This window comes from Duganella flavida (assembly GCF_009857445.1).
Taxonomy (GTDB): domain Bacteria; phylum Pseudomonadota; class Gammaproteobacteria; order Burkholderiales; family Burkholderiaceae_D; genus Rugamonas; species Rugamonas flavida.
This window is the reverse complement of the sequence record NZ_WWCN01000014.1, coordinates 179,027-200,359: the sequence shown is the minus strand read 5'-3', so window position 1 is coordinate 200,359 and position 21,333 is coordinate 179,027. Positions and strand designations below refer to the sequence as shown.

Here is a 21,333-nt window from a genome sequence, read left to right as displayed (position 1 = left end):
ATGCAATTCTCCGTGTACCAGGAAAGTCATATTGGCGGCCGCAAGGTGAACCAGGACCGCATGGGCTATAGCTTCACGCGCGACGCGCTGCTGCTGGTGCTGGCCGACGGCATGGGCGGCCACCTGCGCGGTGAGATCGCGGCCAGCGTGGCGCTGCAAACCATCTCCACCATGTTCCAGCAACAGGCGCAGCCCTACATGAAAAAACCGCAGCGCTTTCTGGAAGAAGCCTTGCTGGCAGCGCACCGCGACATCCACCAGTTCCGCCACGCGAACAAGCTGCCTGAAACGCCGCGCACCACCATCGTCGCTTGTCTGATCCAGCACAACACAGCAACATGGGCGCACTGCGGCGACTCGCGCCTGTACTGGATGCGCAATGGCCAAATCCTCGGCCGCACGAGGGACCACTCGCACGTGGAGAACCTGATCGCCAAAGGCATGGCGCTGCCGTCCGAACGCGCTACGCACCCGGACCGCAACAAGCTGTGGAACTGCCTTGGCGCTGATTCGCTGCCGCGCGTGGAAGTCGGCGCTGGCGTTGGTCTGCTGCCGGGCGATTTGATGCTGTTGTGCTCCGACGGTTTGTGGTCTATGCTGCCGGACGATGAAATTGTGCGGCGCCTGCAAGCGCAAACCGTGGTGAGCGCCGTGCCGGACATGCTGCAAGCCGCGCTGCGAGCAGCGGGCGACGCCAGCGACAACGTCACGGCGCTGGCCATCATGTGGCAAGGCAGTTCGGTGCTGGATAATATGGACCCGGTAACCGAGACCATGATTTCGACCGAGGCGCTGCCGGAAGACCTGCACAGCACCACCATCCGCGACACGGCGCCGCCGGCGCTGTCTTCCGATACTGCACCTTCGGAGGCCGATGCCTTCGATGACGACGAAATTGAAAAAGCCATCGCGGAGATTCGCGGTGCAATCGAAAAATCTTCCCAAATTCTGAAATAAGGAAAACGTAATGACTGAAGTAACTCGCCCAAGCGGCCGTCCTGTCGACGCGCTGCGCACCCTGCGCCTGACCCGCGACTACACCAAGCACGCCGAGGGTTCGGTGCTGATCGAGTGTGGCGACACCAAGGTGATTTGCACCGCCAGCATCGAAGATAAAGTGCCGGGCTTCCTGAAGGGTAAAGGCCAGGGCTGGCTGACCGCCGAATACGGCATGCTGCCGCGCTCCACCCACAGCCGCATGGACCGCGAGGCGGCCAAGGGCAAGCAGTCCGGCCGCACGCAAGAGATCCAGCGCCTGATTGGCCGTTCGCTGCGCGCAGCGTTCGATCTGGAAGCGTTCGGCGAGCGCACCCTGCACCTGGACTGCGACGTAATTCAGGCCGACGGCGGCACCCGCACCGCGTCCATCACCGGTGCGATGGTGGCGGCTTACGATGCATTCTCCAAGCTGGTGGCACGCGGTGCGATTCCTGCGATTCCGCTGAAGCACTTCGTGGCCGCGATTTCGGTCGGCGTGTACCAAGGCACGCCAGTGCTGGATCTCGACTACATCGAAGATTCGGGCTGCGATACCGACATGAACGTGGTGATGACCGATGCCGGCCACTTCATCGAAGTGCAAGGCACGGCAGAAGGTGCAGCCTTCGACCGCGCCGGCATGAACCGTCTGCTGGATCTGGCGCAAGCCGGTATCGCGGATTTGATCAAGCTGCAGAAGCAGACGCTGGGACTGTAAGGTTCTCTAATAGCTGCCAGCCGGCTAGTCGCCCAAGCTGCTCGCGGCCACTGTCCGTTCGTCGCTGCCATGCACCAGCTGGAAGCGGTGATCGACAGCCTGGCCGCATACGGCGCCGTGTCGACTTCCATCGTGCTGGCGACTTATCCCTCCAAGCCGGTGGCGCTGGAGGCCTGACCCATGCGCTCCTTGAGGAAGTCGATAAACACCGACGTCTTCAACGCCAAAAATTCGCGCGCTGGATAGACTGCATAAGTTGCCGGACCTTGCGGCAGCGGGCATGCTCGCGCAAATCCTCCGGCGTTTCCGGCTCGCCCGCGCGTGCAAGGTAGGTAGGGGAGGCCACGATCACGCTGCGGTTCTCGGCCAGTTTGCGCGCCACCAGCGTGGAGTCGACCAGATTGGAAGTGCGGATCGCCACATCGATCTGCTCATCGATCAGGTCAACAATGCGTTCCTCCAGCTGCAGCGAGATTTTCACTTCCGGGTACCGCTGCGCAAACTCCGCCAGCAGCGGCACCAGCGGACGCCGCGCGGCAATGGAGCTGGACACGCGCAGCAGCCCGCGTACCTGTTGCTGGTGCTGGTCGGTCAGCTGTTCGATATTGCCCAGCGCCCGCTCGATCTGGCGCGCCTGCTGCAGCACCTGATCAAGACTGCCCCTCTGTGGACAACAATGTATCGCCTGATTGGTGACTTATCAAGTGATTTAACGCGGTCTATACTGCTTCCATCGACTATCAAGGAGTCCCACATGCAAAACCACCAATTCCGTCTCACCAGCCGCCCAGCGGGCGCCGTTCAACGCAGCGACTTTAGCTACGGTAGCGAGGCAGTGCGCGCGCTGGTCGAAGGCGAAGTGCTGGTGCAGATCAAGTACGTGTCGCTCGATCCGGCCATGCGCGGCTGGATGAACGCCAGCGAGAATTCCTACATGCCGCCAGTCGGCATCGGTGAGGTGATGCGCGCCATCGCGGCGGGCAAGGTGATCGACTCGCGCAACGACGGCTTTGCAGTGGGTGACCACGTGACCGGCCTGTTGGGCGTGCAGGAATACGCCATCTCCAGCGGCCAAGGCTTGTTCAAGGTTGATGCTGCGCTGGCGCCGCTGCCGCTGTTCCTCGGCACACTGGGCATGACCGGCATGACGGCGTACTTTGGCCTGCTGGACGTCGGCCAGCCGAAAGAGGGCGACACGGTGGTGGTCTCCGGCGCGGCCGGCGCAGTGGGCGCAACGGTCGGCCAGATCGCCAAGATCAAAGGTGCACGCGTGGTCGGCATCGCCGGTGGTGCGGACAAATGCCGGTATCTGGTTGAAGAACTGGGCTTCGACGCCGCCATCGATTACAAGTCGGAAGACGTGGCCGCAGCACTGAAGCAGCATTGCCCGAACGGTGTGAACGTGTTCTTCGATAACGTCGGCGGCGAGATCCTGGATGCGGTGCTGGCCAAGCTGGCAATGGGCGCGCGCGTGGTGATTTGTGGCGCTATCTCGCAGTACAACAACCTGGAAGCAGCCAAGGGCCCGGCCAACTACCTGCAAATCATGGTGAAGCGCGCCACGCTGCGTGGCGTGATGGTGTCCGACTACTACCCCCGCGCCAAGGAAGCCATCACCGACATGGCGGGCTGGATCCGCGCCGGCAAGCTGAAAACGCGTGAAGACGTGGTAGCAGGTCTGGAGAGCTTCCCTGAAACCTTCAACAAGCTGTTCGACGGTTCCAACAACGGTAAGTTGGTGCTCAAGGTAGCTTAAGGTCACCCCGGCGCAAAGGGTTTACAATGTCGGCTTCATTTACGTAGCCGAACATCATGACCCAACGCCTGATCCTCGCCTCCAATAACAAGGGCAAACTGAAAGAGTTCAACGAACTGCTGTCGACCGTGGGCTTTGATGTCCACGCGCAGGGCGAATACGACGTCCCTGAAGCGGATGAGCCTTTTCACACGTTTGTCGAAAATGCATTGCAAAAAGCCCGTCACGCCGCGCGCCTGACCGGGCTTCCTGCGCTGGCGGACGATTCCGGCGTATGCGTCAATGCGCTGGGCGGCGCGCCCGGCGTGTACTCGGCGCGCTTTGCCGGCGAGCCGAAATCGGACGCGCGCAACAACGAGAAGATGATCGCGGAACTGGCCAAGCATGAAGACAAGTCCGCGTACTACTATTGCGTGCTGGTGTTCGTGCGCCATGCTGACGATCCGCAGCCTATCATCGCTGATGGTCGCTGGAACGGCGTGATGATCGACACCCCGCGCGGCGCCGGTGGCTTTGGCTACGATCCTTACTTCTTCATTCCGTCACTGGGCAAGTGCGCTGCTGAATTGAGCTCCGATGAAAAGAACGCCTTGTCGCATCGCGGCCAGGCCCTGCGCGCACTGGTAGAGAAGCTGAAATGATCCCGATTAAAATCGTCGGCGCAACTACGCAAGCCTCTAAGCCAGCGGTCGACATTAGTGAAACCGCAGGCGTCGCTGCCAAGTATCTGCAGGGTGGCTCGCTGAATTTGACGGCGCTGCCGCCGCTGTCGCTGTACATCCACTTCCCATGGTGCGTGCGCAAATGCCCGTACTGCGATTTCAACTCGCACGAAGCTAAGGATGGCGGCGCGTTCCCCGAGCAGGAATATCTGGACGCGGTGCGCACCGACCTGGAAATGGCGCTGCCGCTGATCTGGGGTCGCAAGATCTACACCATCTTCATCGGCGGCGGTACGCCTAGCCTGATGTCGGCCGCAGGGCTGGACCGCTTGCTGTCTGACGTGCGCACCTTGCTGCCGCTGGACAGCGACTGCGAGATCACGATGGAAGCCAATCCCGGCACCTTCGAGGCCGAGAAGTTCAAGTCCTATCGCGCCAGTGGCGTGAATCGTTTATCGATTGGCATCCAGAGCTTCAACGAGCGTCACCTCAAGGCGCTCGGCCGCATCCACGACGACAACGAAGCCAAGCGCGCAGTGGAAATCGCACTCGCCAACTTCGACAACTTTAATCTGGATTTGATGTACGCGCTGCCGTCGCAAACGCTGGAAGAGGCGCGTCATGATGTGGAAACGGCGATGGCCTTCAATCCACCGCACCTGTCGCTGTATCACCTGACGATGGAGCCGAACACGCTGTTCGCGAAATATCCGCCAACGCTACCGGACGACGATGCCAGTGCCGACATGCAGGACATGATCGCGGAACTGACCAAGGCCAATGGCTACAACCAGTACGAGATTTCGGCCTACGCGAAAGAAGGCCATCGCGCGCGCCACAACCTGAACTACTGGGAGTTTGGCGATTACCTCGGCATCGGCGCGGGCGCGCACTCCAAGCTGTCGTTCCCGCATCGCATCCTGCGCCAGGCGCGCTACAAGCAGCCCAAGGCCTACATGGAACAGGTCAAACTGGGCACGCCAATTCAGGAAGAGTACGAAATCCAGCGCGAGGACATGGGCTTTGAGTTCATGCTCAACACCTTGCGCTTGCACGGCGGCTTCGATCCCAACCTTTTCAGCGAGCGCACTGGCTTGAGCATCAACGCCATCGACAAGCAGCTCAACGCCGCCGAGGCGAAAGGGCTGCTCTACCGCGACTACAAGATCATCAAGCCGACCGAGTTAGGCCAGCGCTTCCTCAATGATTTGCAAGAGCTATTCTTGAAGGGCTAGGACGCTTGCCTGGCCTTGCCGGCGCTGACAGGGCGCCGTGCAAGCCATCATGTCCGAGTTTGAACGACGACGCCACATCGGCCAGCTTCGAGGCCTGTTCCTGCATGCTGGCCGCTGCCGCAGCGGCTTGCTCCACCAGCGCGGCGTTCTGCTGCGTCACGCTATCCATCTGCGTGATGGCGGTATTGACCTGATCGATGCCGATACTCTGCTCGCTGCTGGCGGAGGTAATCTCCCCCATGATATCGGTCACGCGGCGCACGCTGGCCACCACGTCGTTCATGGTGCTGCCGGCTTGCTGCACCAGCTTCTGGCCGATATCCACCTGCTCGACCGAATTGCCGATCAACTCCTTGATCTCCTTGGCCGCACCGGCAGAACGCTGCGCGAGGTTGCGCACTTCCGACGCCACCACCGCAAAGCCGCGCCCTTGTTCACCGGCGCGCGCTGCTTCCACCGCCGCATTCAGCGCCAGGATATTGGTCTGGAACGCAATGCCGTCAATCACGCTGATGATGTCGAAAATTTTGCGCGACGAGTCGTTGATGGAGCCCATGGTGTTCACCACCTGGCCGACAATGGCGCCGCCTTTCTCCGCCACCGCGGACGCGGCATGCGCCAGTTGGTTGGCCTGCTTGGCGTTTTCCGCATTCTGACGCACGGTGGACGTCAGCTCTTCCATCGAAGACGCGGTTTCCTCCAGCGAGCTGGCTTGCTCCTCGGTGCGCTGCGACAGGTCCATATTCCCGGTGGCGATTTCGTTGGAGGCGGTGGCGATGGTGTTGGTGCCGATCTGCACCTGGCTCACCACTTCGCGCAGCGAGTCGTTCATGCCGCGCAGGGCCTTCATCAAATCGCCGATTTCGTCCTGGTTGTTTTGTGCGCTGAACTGCGTGGTCAGGTCGCCGTTGGCAACGGTGGCGGCGATGTCCACGGCGGACTTCAGCGGCACGGTGATGGAGCGCGAGATGATCCACGCGGCTACGGAGCCGATGCTGACCATCAGCACCGCCAGCACCAGCAGCAGCGCGTTGGAGCGGCTGTTGGCGGCATCGATGGCGTGGGCGGTATCGTCGATAGCCTTGCGCTGCATGGCGAGGAAGCTTTTCACCTTGTCCTGGTAAGCATCGGCGGAGGGCGTGAAGCCATCCTTGAACAGCTGCTCAGCCTTGGCCGAGTCGCCAGCCTTACGGGCGTTCATGATATCGGTCTTGGCCTTCTGGTACTTGTTGCGCAGGTCCGTGATCTGTTCCATCACCTTGCGCTCCTCGTCAGTGGACAGCCGGCTCTTGATCTGCTCAATCAATTCGCTACCGCGCTTGGTGCTGGCGGAGATGACATCAGCAAAGGTATCGGAGAGTTTTTCGTCGGAGCTGCGGGCGATCAGCGCGGTGCGGGCGATGGCCGAGTAAATCAATACGTACCAGTCGGAGACAAGGCGCTCTTTGGCCAGCGGCAGTTCCATCATGTCGCGCGTGGCTTGCGCGGTGGAGCGGGCGTTGATCAGTGCGACCGAGGTGGCCAGGATCGCCAGCAATAGCACCACGGCGAAACCGACAGCGAGACGAGTACCGATGCGCATCTGCGACAGGACATTCATGATCACCCCTCCGAACATACATGCGGAATACAAGTATGCGCTAGTCCTGCGGCGATGCGTTCACTTCGGCGGCTTCTGTCGTATTTTGAGAACAGTCAGAAGCTGGCGGCCTGTTTCAGGTCGGGCTTTTCGCACCAGCGGGCGAAGGCTTCGGCCATGCGTTCGCTCTCACCGATGGCTCGCAGCCAGTCGCGGTTGCGGTGGTCGTGATTTTGGCCGTAGACCTTAAAGTCCTTGCGGTCGGGGAGTTTGGCGTTGGGGAGCGTGCGTACGAAGTCCTGCGATGGCGAGACCAGGATCATGTTCTCCAGCGCGTGGTCGCGGGCGCGGCGCCACGGCATCGACTTATCGAGCCAGCCGGGCACGATGTAGTCGTTGAAGTGTGGGTACAGCACCAGGCCGGGATCGCGCTGGTAGGGCAGGTGCAGGTGGTAGTCGATCAAACCGCCGTCCCAGTAGGCGCCGTCCGGCGCGCCGGCGATGTTGGTCACCGCTTCCAGCACCAGCGGGATGGAGCCGGAGGCCAGCAGGGCGTCGCGCAGATTTTCTGTTTGCAGGCCGACGAAATGGGCGGCGAAGGCGTCGAAGTCGTCGCGCAGCCAGCGTGCGTCGTCGTGCTGATTGTGGAAGATCACGCGCTCCATCGAGGCGGCGAGGCGTTTGCGCGATACGGCGTTGCCGGCGGCGGCGAGCAGGAAGCCTGCCATCTCGCGCCAGCGCGCGCCGTTGGTGCCGCTCAAGGCGCCGATGCCACGGATGGTGATGATGGAGACGTGATGGTCTGGGTGGTTGATCGCTTCCTGGCCACGGCCGTCGAGCAGTTCATCGAGCAGGGCACGGCAGGTTTGGCTGACGTAGGCTGACGTCACCTTGTCCGGATAGCGCTGGCCGGCGTACAGGCGCACCAGCCGCTTATGCGCCGCGACCGGATCCCGGAACGCGGAAGCAGCCATGCGCCACGCGCCGATGGAGGCGCCGACGAGCTTACGCTGGCGTGGTGCGGTCTTGAAAAAATCGCCAAACATCCAGCAGTCCAGGCCATGCAGGATGAGGCCTTTCGGACCGCCGGCGGCGGCAGGAACGATAGCGATATCGGCAGCCTGCATGCCCTCGGCGGCAATCCGCTGGCGTGCCCGCTGACCGAGGCGGATGGTAATCGGAGAAGTCATCCCGCTAGTTTAGCGCACGCCGCCTCCCAGCGTGCGGTACAGGTCAATGGCGCTGGTGGTGCGCAGCAGGCGGGCTTGCACCAATGTTTGCTGTGCGCTGAATAGTTCGCGCTGGGCGTCGAGGATGTCCAGCGAGCTGGCGACGCCGTTGTCGAAGCGCAGTTGCAGCAGTTTGAGGCGATCGGCTTGCGCTTCCTGCACGGCGCGCTGGGCGGCCACCTGTTCGCCGAGGTAGTCGCGTGCGGCCAGTGCATCTGCGACTTCGCGGAAGGCGGTCTGGATGGTTTTCTCGTAGTCAGCGATGGCGATGTTTTTGCGGACTTCGGCCAGCGAGAGGTTGGCGCTGTTGCGGCCCGCGTCGAAGATCGGCAGCGTCAGTTGCGGTGCGAAGGACCAGCTGCCGGAGCCGCTGTCGAACAGGCCATGCAGCGCAGGACTGCTGCTGCCCACTGCCGCCGTGAGGCTGATGCGCGGGAAGAAAGCGGCGCGTGCGGCGCCGATGTTGGCGTTGGCAGCTTTCAGACGCTGCTCGGCGGCGCGGATGTCGGGACGGCGGGCCAGCAGGTCAGATGGCAGGCCGGCTGGCAAGGCGCTCAGTGCGTCGATTTGCGCGTCGGTCGGCATGGCGCCGGTGTTCGCTGCTTTGGCCGCGCCAGAGCTGGTGCCTTCTGCGGCTCTCGGGGCTTGGCCAACCAGCAGCGTCAGGGCGTTTTCGGCTTGCGCGCGTTGGCGGGCCAGTGCCAGTGCGGATGCGCGCGCGGTCTCCATCAGCGTTTCGTTGGAGCGCAGGTCGAGGCGCGATGAGGCGCCCACTTCGGCGCGTTGCTGCGTGAGCTTGTAGGTGCGGGCGCGTGCTTCGTAGGTTTGCTGCGCCAGCGCGTATTGTTCGGCGTAGGCGCGTTCGGTGTAGTAGGCCTGCGCCACTTGCGACACCAGTGCGATTTGCGCGGCCTGGCGTGCTTCTTCGGTGGCGAGGTAGCTAGCCAGTGCAGCATCGCTCAGGCTTTTTACGCGGCCGAAGAAATCCAGCTCAAACGAGGATACCGATACGCCGACGTCGTAGCGTTGACCGACGGTTGATTTCCCGGTCGATGACAGGAAGGCCGGTGTCTTGGCGCGCGTGTCAGCCACGCTGGCGTTCAGGTTCGGCAGGCGGTCGGCGGATTGGATGTTGTACTGGGCGCGAGCTTCTTCGATGCGCAGTACGGCAGTGCGCAGGTCGCGGTTGTTGTCCAGCGCTGCGGCGATCAGCTGCTGCAGGCGCGCATCGGAGAAGTATTCGCGCCAGCCGGTATCGACGGCGGTCCTGGCGTCGGCAGGCAGCGGCAGTGGTACGCTGGTGCGCGATGCTGCGCCGGCGCTGTCGGACGGGAGGGCTGCGGCCACCGGTGCGGCGGGGCGCTGGTAGGTCGGCGCCATCGAGCAGGCGGAGAGCAGGGCAGCGCTGAATAAGGCTGCGGGCTTAATCATAGGTTTCATGGTTTTTATCGTTCAATTCATGTGCAGCCAGTTTGCGTTGGCGCTCGCTGCCCTTGAAGATGCGACGCACCACCACAAAGAACACTGGCACCAAAAACACCGCCAGCACGGTCGCCGTAATCATTCCGCCCATCACGCCGGTGCCGATGGCGCGCTGGCTGGCCGATCCCGCACCGGTGGCAATCACCAGCGGCAGCACGCCCAAGATAAACGCCAGCGACGTCATGATGATGGGGCGGAAGCGCAGGTGCACGGCTTCCAGCGTCGCCTCGATCAGGCCTTTGCCTTGCGCTTGCAAGTCCTTCGCAAACTCGATAATCAGGATCGCATTCTTGGCCGACAAGCCGATGATGGCAATCAGGCCGACCTTGAAGTAGACGTCATTCGGCAGTCCGCGCAGGTGAGCGCCGAGTAGCGCACCCAGTACTCCCAGCGGCACCACCAGCAGCACCGCCACCGGGATCGATTCGCTTTCGTACAGCGCTGCCAGCACCAGGAAGGCGGCCAGCAGCGACAACGCAAACAGCATCGGCGCTTGCGAGCCGGAGGTTTTCTCTTCCAGCGACTGGCCGGTCCACTCGATGCCGAAGCCCGGCGGCAGTTGTTCCGCCAAACGCTCCAACTCGGCCATCGCTTCGCCAGTCGAGCGGCCCGGCGCAGCATCGCCGGTCAGCTTGATGGCCGGGTAGCCGTTGTAGCGCACCAGCTGCACCGGGCCTTGTATCCAGTGCGATGAGGCGAACGAAGAAAACGGCACCATGGTCCCACTGGCGCTACGCACGTTGAGCTGCATGATGTCCGTCGGCTGCAAGCGGCGAGGCGCGTCGGCCTGCACGATCACGCGCTGCTGGCGCCCGCTGCTGGTGAAGTCGTTGACGTACGAGGAGCCCAGTGCGGTCGACATCATGGCGTTGATGTCGGCGAAGGACACGCCCAGCGCATTGGCCTTCTCGCGATCGATATCGACTTGCAGCTGTGGCGCATCTTCCAGTCCTTCCGGACGAACGCCTTTCAGGATCTCGCTCTTACCCGCAAGCCCCAGCAGCTGGTTGCGCGCCGCGATCAGCGCATCGTGGCCTTGCGCGCTGCGATCCTGCAGGCGCGCCGTGATGCCGGTGGCGTTACCCAGTTCGCGGATCGGCGGAGGGCTGAGCGGGAAGATGATTGCATCGGGGATGCCGGACAAATCGCCAAACGCGCGTTGCGCAATCGCCTGTGCCGACTGCTCCGGTCCGCGCTCTTTCCAGTCCTTCAGCGGAATAAACACCAGACCAGCATTCTGGCCGTTACCCGAGAACGAGAAGCCCGCCACCGCAATGGTGCGTGCCACGCCCGGCTGTTTGCGGAAGTAGGCGTCGGCCTGCGCCAGCACGGCTTGCGTGCGGCTGGTCGATGCGCCTGGCGGCAGCTGTACGTTGGCGATCAAGTAGCCCTGGTCTTCATTCGGCAGGAAGGACGATGGCAGGCGCGCATACAGCCAGCCCACAACACCACACAGCAGCGCGAAGATCACGAGATAACGGCCGGTGCGCTTGAGGATATTCGCAATCACTCCCTGGTAGCCGGTCGCCGTCACCGCGAACTTGCGGTTGAACCAGCCGAAGAAGCCTTTCTTCTCGTGGTGATGCCCAGCCTCCACCGGCTTGAGCATGGTGGCGCACAAGGCCGGCGTCAGGGTCAGCGCCATCAGCGCGGAGAACAGCATGGCCGACACCATCGCCAGCGAGAACTGGCGGTAGATCGCACCGACCGCGCCGCCGAAGAATGCCATCGGAATGAACACCGCCACCAGCACCAGCGTAATGCCGATGATCGCGCCAGTGATCTGGCTCATCGCCTTGCGCGTAGCGTCGCGCGGCGACAAGCCTTCCTCGCTCATGATGCGCTCGACGTTTTCTACCACCACAATCGCATCGTCAACCAGAATACCGATCGCCAGCACCATGCCGAACATGGTCAGCACGTTGATGGAGAAGCCGAACAGCTGCATCGCCGCGAAAGTGCCCATCAGCGCCACTGGCACCACGATGGTCGGGATCAGCGTGTAGCGTATATTTTGCAGGAACAGATACATCACGAGGAACACCAGCAGCACCGCTTCCAGCAGTGTCTTTACCACTTCCTCAATCGAGATTTTGACGAACAGCGAGGTGTCGTAAGGGATGGTGTACTTCACGCCGGGTGGGAAGTATTTCGCCAGCTGCTCCATTTTATCTTTGACGGCGGTCGCGGTTTGCAGCGCGTTACCGGTCAGCGACAGCTGCACTGCAATCGCGGAGAAGGGCGCGCCGTTCAGGCGCGCGTTGATGTTGAAGCTGGCGCCGCCCATCTCCACGCGCGCCACGTCTTTCAAGCGCACCAGCGAGCCGTTGGGATTCGCGCGCAGTACGATCTGGCCGAATTCCGTGGTGGACGACAGCTGGCCGGTCACCACAATCGGTGCAGAGTAGGTCTGCTGCGCGGGGCTAGGCAGATCACCCAGCGTGCCAGAAGTAACTTGCGCATTCTGTGCGCGGATGGCTGCCGTGACGTCGGTCATGTTCAGTTTTAGTCCGATCAGCTTTTGCGGATCAACCCAGACGCGCATAGCACGCTCGGTGCCGAACAACTGCGCCTGTCCCACGCCGGGAATGCGTTTGATTTCATTGACCACGTTGCGCGCCATGTAGTCGCCCAAGCCGGTCGGATCGAGGCGGCCGTCGGTAGAAGTCAGACCGACGAACATCAGGATGTTGGAACGCGCCTTGTTCACCTGCACGCCTTGCTGCGTCACAGCGGCCGGCAGGCGTGACTCCACGCGTTTGATGCGGTTCTGTACATCCACCGCCGCCAGGTCAGGATTGGTGCCGGGGACGAAGGTGACGGTAATCGTCACCGCGCCACTGGCCTCGCTTTGCGATTCGACGTATTGCAGGCCATCGGCGCCGTTCATCTCTTGTTCGATGACGCTGGTGACGGCATCGTCCAGCACTTGCGCGGTGGCGCCGGGGTAGTTGGCCGTCACCACGATGGATGGCGGTGCGATGGTCGGGTACTGCGACACCGGCAGCACGGTAATCGCCAGCATCCCGCCGAGCAGGATAAACAGCGCGATCACCCATGCGAAGACCGGGCGGTCGATGAAGAACTTGGCCATGTGTGCTCCCGGTTACTTGGCGGCGACAGGCGCAGGTGCGGCCGGCGCGGCGCTGGCCGGGCCTTTCCACGGCTGCGGATTCACCGTGGCGCCTGGCTTGGCCTTCTGGAAGCCTTCGACTACGATGCGTTCACCACCTTTCAAGCCAGCGCTGACGACCCAGTTGTTACCGTCGTTGGCGTTGGCCGTCACCGGCTGCGAAACCACTTTATTATCGGCGCCGACGATCAGCACCGTCGAACCTTCGTTGGTGCGTACGATGGCTTGCTGCGGCACGGTGATGGCGGCGTCACTCACACCTTGCTCAAGGCGCGCGCGCACGTACATGCCGGGCAGGAGGACCCGATTCGGATTCGGGAATTCGGCGCGCATGGAGACGGTGCCGGTGCTCTCATCCACCGACACATCCGAGAACAGCAGCTTGCCCGCTTGCGGGTAGGCTTGGCCGTCTTCCGTCACCAACGTGACGCGGACTTGATCCTTGCCGGCGCGTTTCAGTTTGCCCTCGGCCAGCGCGCGCTGCAGCTTCAGCACCTCGGTGGAGGATTGGGTGATGGTGACGTAGATCGGATCGAGCTGCTGCACGGTGGCCATCGGCGTCGCTTCGCCTTGGCCCACCAGCGCGCCTTCTGTCACCAGCGCGCGGCTCACGCGGCCGGAGATCGGCGAGGTGACGGTGGCGTAGCCCAGCGTCAGGTTGGCGGTGGTGCGGGCCGCCTTGGTAGTCGCCAGATCGGCCGCGGCCTGCTTCTGTGCGGTGACGGCATCGTCGTATTCCTGCTGGCTGACCGCTTGCGCCGCGATTAATGGTTTATACCGTTTTACCTTTAATTCGGCCTGCGCCAGGTTGGCCTCGGCCTTGGCGACGGCCGCTTGCGCGCTGTCGAACGAAGCTTGGAACTGCGCTGGATCGATGCGGAACAAGACCTGGCCCGCCTTCACCTCGCCGCCTTCCTGGTACACCCGCTGCAGCACAATGCCGGCGGTACGCGCGCGCACCTGCGCCGTGCGCGAAGCTTCGGTGCGGCCTGGCAGTTCGCTGTTCAGGGTGACGCTGGCGGGAGTAACGGTGATGACGGAGACGGTGGCAGGCGGCGGGGCGCCGTGGGTATCGGTTTTCTCGCCGCAGGCGGCCAGCAGGGTGAGGCTGGCGACTGCCACGGCGGTACAACGTGGGACGAATCTCATGGATGGTCTCGCGGTCTGGTTTTATTGTTGATGCAAGATTGTAATGCAAAAAAGGCAGGAGGGCGGCCTGTGCCACGCTCCTGCCTTTTACCAGCGAAACCGCGAGAGAATTAACGCATGCCGGAGATGATTTGTTTCAGCTTGCCGGTGTCGGCCACGAAGGCGCGGATGCCTTCGGCGGTCTTCTCGGTGGCCATCGCATCTTCGTTCATCATGAAGCGGAAGGTGGCTTCGTCGACCGAGATTTTGCCGATGGCGGCGTTTTTGCCGCTGTCGGTGCTCAGCTTGCGCTCCAGCGGGGCGTTGGTGTCGGCCAGCTTTTGCAGCAGGTCCGGGCTGATGGTCAGCAGGTCGCAGCCGGCCAGTTCCAGGATCTGGCTGGTGTTGCGGAAGCTGGCGCCCATCACTTCGGTCTGGTAGCCGAACTTGCGGTAGTAGTTGTAGATGCGCTTGACCGACTGTACGCCTGGATCTTCCGCGCCTTGATAGTCGATGCCGGTGGATTTTTTGTACCAGTCGTAGATGCGGCCCACGAACGGCGAAATCAGCTTGGCGCCCGCTTCAGCGCAAGCGATGGCTTGCGGCAGCGAGAACAGCAGCGTCATGTTGGTGTGGATGCCTTCTTTTTCCAGGATCTCGGAAGCGCGGATGCCTTCCCAGGTCGAAGCCATCTTGATCAGCACGCGCTCGCGGTCGATGCCGTTTTTCTCGTACAGTTTGATCAGTTCACGGCCTTTGGTCACCGAAGCGGCGGTGTTGAACGACAGGGCAGCGTCGATTTCGGTCGATACACGGCCTGGGATTACGCGCAGGATTTGCTTGCCGAAGGCGACCAGCAGGTGGTCGATCACTTCGCCGGTGCTGGCGTCCATATTGTCGCGTACGGCTTTTTCCAGCAGCGGCTTGTACTCTTCCTTCTGCACCGCTTTCAGGATCAGCGATGGATTGGTGGTGGCATCGCGCGGGGTGTATTGCTGGATAGCCTGGAAGTCGCCGGTATCCGCTACGACGGTGGTGTATTGTTTGAGTTGTTCGAGTTGGTTCATAAACGCTGCCAATCTGATAAGAAAAATGGTGATCTCGCTTATTTTACTCCGTCTCAGCCCAGCCGCATGAGAATTGCGCCGCAGGCGATCAGACTGACGGCGAGGATACGTCCGGGCGCCAGCCGCTCGCGCAGGAACAGGGCGGCGATGGCGGCGGCAAACATGATCGAAGTTTCGCGCAGCGCGGCCACGGCGGCCACCGGCGCCTGCGTCATGGCCCACAGCGCCAGGCCGTAGGAGGCCAGCGTGCCGAAGCCGCCCAACAGCATCACGGGCGCGTGGCTGCGCGCGTAGGCCGGCAGTTCGCGCCAGCGGTTGGTAGAACACAACAGCAGCATGACGGCGGTCAGCACGAACAGCCACATGGTGTAGGCGGCTGGCGCGCCGGACTTGCGCACGCCGACGGCGTCGATCATGGTGTAGCCGGCGATGATGGCGGCGTTGAGCAGGGCGTAGGAGGTGGCTTTGCGGCGGGTGGCGCGATTGGCGGCATTGTCCGCGCCGGCGTGGGCGCCGCGCAGGATGGTGAGAGTGAGCACGCCGCCGCAGATTAGCATCACGGCAACATCCTGCCGCCAGTGCAGCCGTTCGCCTAGCAGCGGCACGCTGGCCAGCGCCACCAGCAGCGGCGCGGCGCCGCGCATCAGCGGGTAAGCCTGGCTCATGTCGCCGTGATGGTAGGCGGCAGCCAGCAGGCGGTAGTAGATCACCTGGCAGCAGGCGGAGGCAACCAGCCACGGCCAACTGTCGGCATGTGGCGCGCTAGCGAACGGCAGCAGCGGCAGCGAGACCAGACCGGCGCCGCAGGCCACCAGCACGGTGCTCAGGTATTTATCGGAACCGGCCTTGACCAGCGCATTCCAGCTCGCATGCAGCAGCGCGGCAAACAGCACGACGGTGACGACCGATCCATCCATCCATTGACTCCCTTGCAAACCGCCCCGCTGCAGCGTATCTGGACGATTATACGAGGAGAGTTACAGGACAGCGTGGATGCTTGCGCTGATCTGTGATTGCAGGCCGACCAGGTCGACTGTGCTGCCGCTGCCATGGGCGATCTCGGTGTAGACGCCATCGCCGTTGCCGTCGTGGTAGACCTCGTAGCTGGTGCGGGTGCCATGGGTCTGCACTTCCAGCACATAGCCTGCGGCCAGCTGGGAATAGGTGGTGCCGGTGCCAACGGTCACCGCCTTGGTGGTGCCGTCGTCCAGCACGCGCTGCACAGCAGTGACGGCGCCGCTGGTGTCGATGGTGAACTTGGCGCGGTCGTTAGGATCAACATTGAGCGCAGTAGTGGCCGTGCCTTGCGGGATGTAAGTATCGGTGACCGATTTGACCGTGTACTGGCCGGCGGTGGCGGCTGCGGTGTAGATGGTGGTCTCCACGGTGTGGCCGAAGATCGAAGTCTCGGTGATGGTGCCGTCGGTGCCTACGGCGTAGGTGGAGGTGGCGCCGATAGTGTCGGTATGCGTGCTGGTGCGGGTGCCATGCGTTTCCGTTACCTGCACAGCGGTCACGGCGCCGTTGGTGAGGGTGAAGCTGAACGTCTCATCGCCGCGGTCGTGAAAGCCGCAGGAAAAATTATCATGAAAATCATTACGCATGGCTGTCTCCGGTGAATGTGTAGAGACAGGCTAGGCGAGCTCGTTCACGGAGGCAACAGCCGGGATAGTAAATCCCGGCTTTGAAGGTATTACAAAATGTTACAGCAGGGGCGTCAGCACCAGCAGCGCGAGGGCTGCAGTCATGCAAGGTTGTGGCGCAGAGGCCGCACCCGAGCTTGCAACTGCTTCTGCTTCGCGCGCGCCGCAATCCGGATATCGTATTCGCTTTGCAAGTGCAACCAGAAGTGCGCCTCCATGCCGAAGAAGAGACCGAGGCGCAGCGCAGTATCGGCAGTAATGGGGCGCTTGCCGTTGATGATGTCGCTGATGCGGCTAGGTGCCACATCCATATCAGCGGCCAGCCTTTGCGCGGTAATGCCCATCGGCTTCATGAAGTCCTCAAGCAGGATTGCGCCGGGATGTATTTCGTCGAGTAGTTTTGCCATGTCAGTCTTCCAGTCGCTTTCAGGATAAGCGACTTTAAGATCATAGCAATGCCTGCGCGTGATATACGCGCAGGTTTAAATGTGGATCAGCCGATGAAGGAGTCGAATTGCAAGTCGAATTCCTGCAACGCTTTTTGGGCGTTTTGCATTTTTTTGCGGAACTCGGGGCCGCGTTGCAGAGCCAGGCCGACGGCCAGGACGTCGATCACTACCAGATACGCCAGGCGCGCCGAAATCGGCGTGTAAGGGTCGATGTTGAAGATCAGGTCAATCGGGATCAGTACCGTGGCCAGTTCCGCCAGCGGCGTACCCGAAGGCGCCAGCACGATCACGTCGGCACCGCCGCGGCGGGCCAGTTTGACTGAGCGCACCAGCGTTGGGCTGTTGCCGCGCTGGGAGATCGCCACCAGCGCATCGCCAGTACGCAACAGGGCCGCTGCGATGCTGTGGATGTGCGGATCGGCGTACGCCACAGTCGGTACGCCCGAACGGAAGAACTTGTGCTGCGCATCGGACGCCACTATACCGGACGTGCCCTGCCCATAGAATTCGATCTTGTTGGCCTTGGATAGGATGTCCAGCGCCTTCTGGATCGCTTCCGGATCGAGGTTGTTGCGCAAGTCGAGCAGGGTGTTGATCGAGCGGCTGCAGATCTTGTTGACCAGATCTGCCGCCAGGTCGTCCTGCGTCGGCTGTTCGTTCAGGCCGGGCAGGGCCAAGGCCAGGCCTTGCGCCAGCTTAAGCTTGAACTCATGCCAGCCGTCATAGCCCAGCGTACGGCAGAAACGCACCACGGTCGGTTCGGACACTTGCGCGCTTTTGGCCAGCGCAGTGATGTTCTGGTTGACCGTCTGCGTCGGATGTTCGAGCACGGCCAGAGCCACCTTGCGCTCCGATTTGGAGAGCGAGTCGAGTTGGGTACGGATGGAATCGAGTAGCATTGTAGCGATTAGTCTTCCGGTAAAACTTCTTCACGCCATTGCAGGCCATCGCGCCCGATCAGCGCCGAAGCGGCGGCCGGACCCCAGGTACCCGATGCGTACGGCAGTGGATAGCTGTCTTCCGATTCCCAGCTGTTGAGGATAGGCTCAACCCATTCCCACGCCGCTTCCAATTCGTCGCCGCGCATGAACAAGGTCAGTTGGCCGCGCAGCACGTCCAGCAGCAGGCGCTCGTAGGCTTCCATGCGCGGCGATTTGAATTGCTCGCGGAAGTCCAGTTCCAGCTCGGCCTGTTTCAAGCGCATGCCGTCGCCTGGCGTTTTCGCCATCAGGTTCATGCGCAGGCCCTCGTCCGGCTGCAGGCGGATGACCAGCGAATTCGGCTGGAAGCTGTTGGTCGGCTGGTTGAAGATCGAGTGCGGGATTTGCTTGAAGCGCACCACGATTTCAGCCAGGCCATCGGCCATGCGCTTGCCGGTACGCAGGTAGAACGGCACGCCGGCCCAGCGCCAGGTGTCGATTTCCGCTTTCATCGCCACGAAGGTTTCGGTGCGCGAGTGGGCTGGTGCGTCCGGTTCGTCGCGGTAGCTTGGGACAGCCTTGCCGTCCACATGACCGGCACGATACTGGCCGCGCACGATGTTTTGCGCCAGCGTGGTCGGGGTGAATTTTTTCAGCGAGCGCAGCACTTGCAGCTTGGCGTCGCGCACGGCGTCCGGCGCGATCGAGGTCGGCGGTTCCATGGCGACGATACACAGCAGTTGCAGCAAGTGGTTCTGCAGCATGTCGCGCAGCGCGCCGGAGGTGTCGTAGTAGCCGAGGCGGTTGCCGACGCCGAGTTTCTCGGCGATGGTGATCTGCACATCGGAGATCCACTCGCGGCGCCACAGCGGCTCGAACAGGATGTTACCGAAACGCAGGGCCAGCAAGTTCTGCACAGTCTCTTTGCCGAGGTAGTGGTCGATACGGTAGATCTGCGATTCTTCGAATACCTTGCCCACTTCAGCGTTGATCTGCTTGGCCGAAGCCAGGTCGCGGCCCAGCGGTTTTTCCAGCACCACGCGCGAGTTGGCGGTGACCAGGCCGTTGGTTTTCAGGTTCTCGCAAATCTGCGCGAAGATGGCCGGCGGCGTGGCCAGGTAGTAGACCTTGGTGATGGCTTCGTCCTTGCGCAGCGCTTCCACCAGCGAGGTGTAGCTGCCGGCGTCGGTCGCGTTCAGCGAGACGTAGACGATGCGGGCGGTGAAGCGCGCCCACGCGGCCGGCGTTACGGCCGGCGATTTGATCAGCGGTTTGGACGTGGTCTCCACGGTTTGCAGGAATTCTTCCTGGCTGGCGTCCGCGCGGCCGACGCAAATAATGCGGGCGGTCGGAGGCAGGTCATTGGCTACATCGCGGGCATACATCGCGGGCAGCAATTTGCGCATCGCCAGATCGCCGCTGCCGCCAAACAGAACCAGATCAAAATCGGAAAGAGCCATAGTATGAATTTCGTCGCAAAAAAAGTGCCGAAGGAATTGCCGCGTGCAGCACGCAGCCGCTACTGTAAATTTACTACTTATTCAGGTGCTTGGCAAGAAAATTTACTACATTCTCCTATGAGGGAGCCGTTGCTGTTGCGGTCTGGCGCACGGTTGCGAGATTAATTTCCGCTTGGAAAAATACGCTATAATGGCGGCATTCCTGCATGCGATCCTGCTCGCCGTTCCGCGCCACAATGCGCGGTCTCCGCCAGATCACGTAGCGCATGCGCCGCCCCTCTGCGGCATCAACAGGCATCCGGCCCTCTCCCCGCCGATACTCACCACGACCAAATTATAAGCTGGCTTGTCGTCGCGTGTTATCCATGCGCGTTTGCTTGGCCAGCCCGGAGTATTTCATGACAAATAAACACGATCCCTTGCAGGCGATTGCGGTCCAGGCGGACAAGATGATGCTGTGCGTCCTGTGGGCGCTGCAACTGTTCTCGCTGGCGCTGGCCGGCATTCACGACACCTGGATGGTGGCGCTGCTGGTCGGCCTGCCGGCTGCTGGTCTACCGACCTTGCTGCACTTTAGCGCACCGGGCTCGGTGCTGACACGTTGCGTGGTGGCGGCCAGTGTGATGGTATTTGCCGGTTTGAACATTCATCAGGGCGCCGGCCTGACCGAGCTGCATTTCGGGATTTTTGTGTATCTGGCATTCTTGCTGGCCTACCGCGACTGGAAGCCAATCGTGGTGGCGGCCGGCGTGGCGGCGGTGCACCACCTGAGCTTCCACTATCTGCAGGAGTGGGGCTATGGCGTGATGTGCTTCACCCGTCCGGCGCTGTCGACCGTGTTTATTCACGCCGCGTATGTGGTGGTGGAATCGGCAGTGCTGATCTTCCTCGCGACGATTTTGCGGCGCGCGGCGTGCCAGGCGGCGGAGCTGGAGAGCATTGTGTCGGCGTTGGCGTCGATTGAGGGACGCATCGACTTGTCAGCCACCGAAGCCAAGCCGCGCAGCCGCCTGGCGCGTTCGCTGGTGGAGATGCTGGTTACCATGCGCGACACCATCGCCGGCGTGCGCGATGGTGCGCATACGATAGCCGGTGCGTCCGGTGAGATTGCCCATGGCAATGCGGAGCTGTCGCGCCGCACCGAGCGCCAGGCCAGCAGCATTGAGCAGACCGCATCGTCGATGTCGCGCCTTGCGCAGACGGTGCGCCAGAACAACGAGAGCGCGCGCCAGGCCAATGAGCTGGTGCAGAGTGCATCGCAGATCGCGGTTAAAGGCGGCGAGGCGGTGCGACAGGTGGTGGATACGATGGGCGAGATCAACGCCTCGTCGCGCCAGATTGTGGACATCATCAGCGTGATCGACGGGATCGCGTTCCAGACCAATATCCTGGCCTTGAATGCGGCGGTGGAAGCGGCGCGTGCGGGTGAGCAGGGCAGGGGCTTTGCGGTGGTGGCGTCCGAGGTGCGTAGTCTGGCGCATCGTTCGGCGGCGGCGGCCAAGGAGATCAAGGAGTTGATCGGCAATACCGTGCAGACGGTGGAAACCGGCAGCCGTTTGGTGGATGAGGCGGGGTCCACCATCCTGGAAGTGGTGGATAGCGTGCAGCGTGTGACGGCCATCATGGGCGAGATGAGCAACGCCAATCAGGAGCAGAACGAGGGCATAGAGCGCATCAACAGCGCGATCGTGGAGTTTGACGAGAACACGCAGCAAAACGCGGCGCTGGTGCAGGAGGATGCGGCGGCGGCAGATGCGCTGGCGCAGGAAGCGCAGCATCTGACCACGCTGGTGTCGGCCTTCAAGCTGGATGCGGGGCAAGCGGAATCGGGCCTATCGCAACGCGCACAGGCTTCCCGTGCGGCGCTGCGACTGGCGGCAGCATAAGCGCCGCG

The 21,333-nt window shown here is 62.2% G+C and carries 18 protein-coding genes; 6 read left to right on the top strand and 12 right to left on the bottom strand.

Annotation, left to right across the window (positions count from 1 at the left end):
- Entirely contained in the window at nt 1–957 is a 957-nt protein-coding gene (locus GTP46_RS21555) for a PP2C family protein-serine/threonine phosphatase (protein ID WP_161008678.1), read from the top strand.
- Between the two features lie 10 nt (nt 958–967).
- Complete coding sequence (gene rph / locus GTP46_RS21550) at nt 968–1,696, top strand: ribonuclease PH (RefSeq protein ID WP_161008677.1); 729 nt, start codon at nt 968–970, stop codon at nt 1,694–1,696.
- A gap of 217 nt (nt 1,697–1,913) precedes the next feature.
- Here the strand turns inward: rph and GTP46_RS21545 are convergent, their stop codons facing one another.
- Nucleotides 1,914–2,342 (bottom strand): substrate binding domain-containing protein, encoded by a 429-nt coding sequence (locus GTP46_RS21545; RefSeq protein ID WP_161008676.1) that lies wholly within the window; start codon nt 2,340–2,342, stop codon nt 1,914–1,916.
- 108 nt (nt 2,343–2,450) lie between these two features.
- Here GTP46_RS21545 and GTP46_RS21540 point away from each other — a divergent pair, with 108 nt between their 5' ends.
- From GTP46_RS21540 to hemW, 3 genes are read left to right on the top strand one after another with little or no spacing between them, the layout of a single operon-like run.
- A complete protein-coding gene (locus GTP46_RS21540; protein WP_161008675.1) occupies nt 2,451–3,452 on the top strand; it encodes an NADP-dependent oxidoreductase in 1,002 nt (333 codons plus the stop codon).
- A gap of 56 nt (nt 3,453–3,508) precedes the next feature.
- Entirely contained in the window at nt 3,509–4,093 is a 585-nt protein-coding gene (gene rdgB / locus GTP46_RS21535) for an RdgB/HAM1 family non-canonical purine NTP pyrophosphatase (RefSeq protein ID WP_161008674.1), read from the top strand.
- The gene (gene hemW / locus GTP46_RS21530; RefSeq protein ID WP_161008673.1) at nt 4,090–5,349 is read left to right on the top strand and encodes a radical SAM family heme chaperone HemW; all 1,260 of its coding nucleotides are present in this window, start codon (nt 4,090–4,092) and stop codon (nt 5,347–5,349) included. Before rdgB ends, hemW begins: the two co-directional genes overlap by 4 nt.
- On the opposite strand, the gene GTP46_RS21525 is transcribed toward hemW, so the two are convergent.
- The 11 genes from GTP46_RS21525 to zwf form a co-directional block, all read right to left on the bottom strand.
- Nucleotides 5,315–6,949 (bottom strand): methyl-accepting chemotaxis protein, encoded by a 1,635-nt coding sequence (locus tag GTP46_RS21525; RefSeq protein ID WP_161008672.1) that lies wholly within the window; start codon nt 6,947–6,949, stop codon nt 5,315–5,317. The two genes, hemW and GTP46_RS21525, sit on opposite strands and share 35 nt — an antisense overlap.
- A 95-nt stretch (nt 6,950–7,044) precedes the next feature.
- Nucleotides 7,045–8,118, bottom strand: coding sequence for a patatin-like phospholipase family protein (locus GTP46_RS21520; RefSeq protein WP_161008671.1), 1,074 nt, complete (start codon nt 8,116–8,118; stop codon nt 7,045–7,047).
- A gap of 9 nt (nt 8,119–8,127) precedes the next feature.
- Nucleotides 8,128–9,588, bottom strand: coding sequence for an efflux transporter outer membrane subunit (locus GTP46_RS21515; protein ID WP_161008709.1), 1,461 nt, complete (start codon nt 9,586–9,588; stop codon nt 8,128–8,130).
- A complete protein-coding gene (locus GTP46_RS21510; RefSeq protein WP_161008670.1) occupies nt 9,581–12,733 on the bottom strand; it encodes an efflux RND transporter permease subunit in 3,153 nt (1,050 codons plus the stop codon). The genes GTP46_RS21515 and GTP46_RS21510 overlap by 8 nt, the downstream gene beginning before the upstream one ends.
- Nucleotides 12,734–12,745: 12 nt before the next feature.
- Entirely contained in the window at nt 12,746–13,921 is a 1,176-nt protein-coding gene (locus GTP46_RS21505) for an efflux RND transporter periplasmic adaptor subunit (protein WP_161008669.1), read from the bottom strand.
- A 110-nt stretch (nt 13,922–14,031) separates the two neighbouring features.
- On the bottom strand, nt 14,032–14,967 hold the full coding sequence (gene tal / locus GTP46_RS21500; RefSeq protein ID WP_161008668.1) for a transaldolase: 936 nt from the start codon (nt 14,965–14,967) through the stop codon (nt 14,032–14,034).
- Between the two features lie 53 nt (nt 14,968–15,020).
- Nucleotides 15,021–15,884 (bottom strand): EamA family transporter, encoded by an 864-nt coding sequence (locus GTP46_RS21495; protein WP_161008667.1) that lies wholly within the window; start codon nt 15,882–15,884, stop codon nt 15,021–15,023.
- 60 nt (nt 15,885–15,944) lie between these two features.
- Complete coding sequence (locus tag GTP46_RS21490; RefSeq protein ID WP_161008666.1) at nt 15,945–16,571, bottom strand: hypothetical protein; 627 nt, start codon at nt 16,569–16,571, stop codon at nt 15,945–15,947.
- Between the two features lie 140 nt (nt 16,572–16,711).
- Complete coding sequence (locus GTP46_RS21485) at nt 16,712–17,017, bottom strand: HigA family addiction module antitoxin (protein ID WP_161008665.1); 306 nt, start codon at nt 17,015–17,017, stop codon at nt 16,712–16,714.
- Nucleotides 17,018–17,103: 86 nt separating this feature from the next.
- Nucleotides 17,104–17,958, bottom strand: a complete 855-nt coding sequence (locus GTP46_RS21480; RefSeq protein ID WP_161008664.1) for an SIS domain-containing protein — start codon at nt 17,956–17,958, stop codon at nt 17,104–17,106.
- Nucleotides 17,959–17,966: 8 nt separating this feature from the next.
- Complete coding sequence (gene zwf / locus GTP46_RS21475; protein ID WP_161008663.1) at nt 17,967–19,439, bottom strand: glucose-6-phosphate dehydrogenase; 1,473 nt, start codon at nt 19,437–19,439, stop codon at nt 17,967–17,969.
- Nucleotides 19,440–19,837: 398 nt separating this feature from the next.
- Between zwf and GTP46_RS21470 the strand changes: the two genes are divergently transcribed.
- The gene (locus GTP46_RS21470) at nt 19,838–21,325 is read left to right on the top strand and encodes a methyl-accepting chemotaxis protein (RefSeq protein WP_229259047.1); all 1,488 of its coding nucleotides are present in this window, start codon (nt 19,838–19,840) and stop codon (nt 21,323–21,325) included.
- The last annotated feature ends 8 nt before the right edge of the window (nt 21,326–21,333 follow it).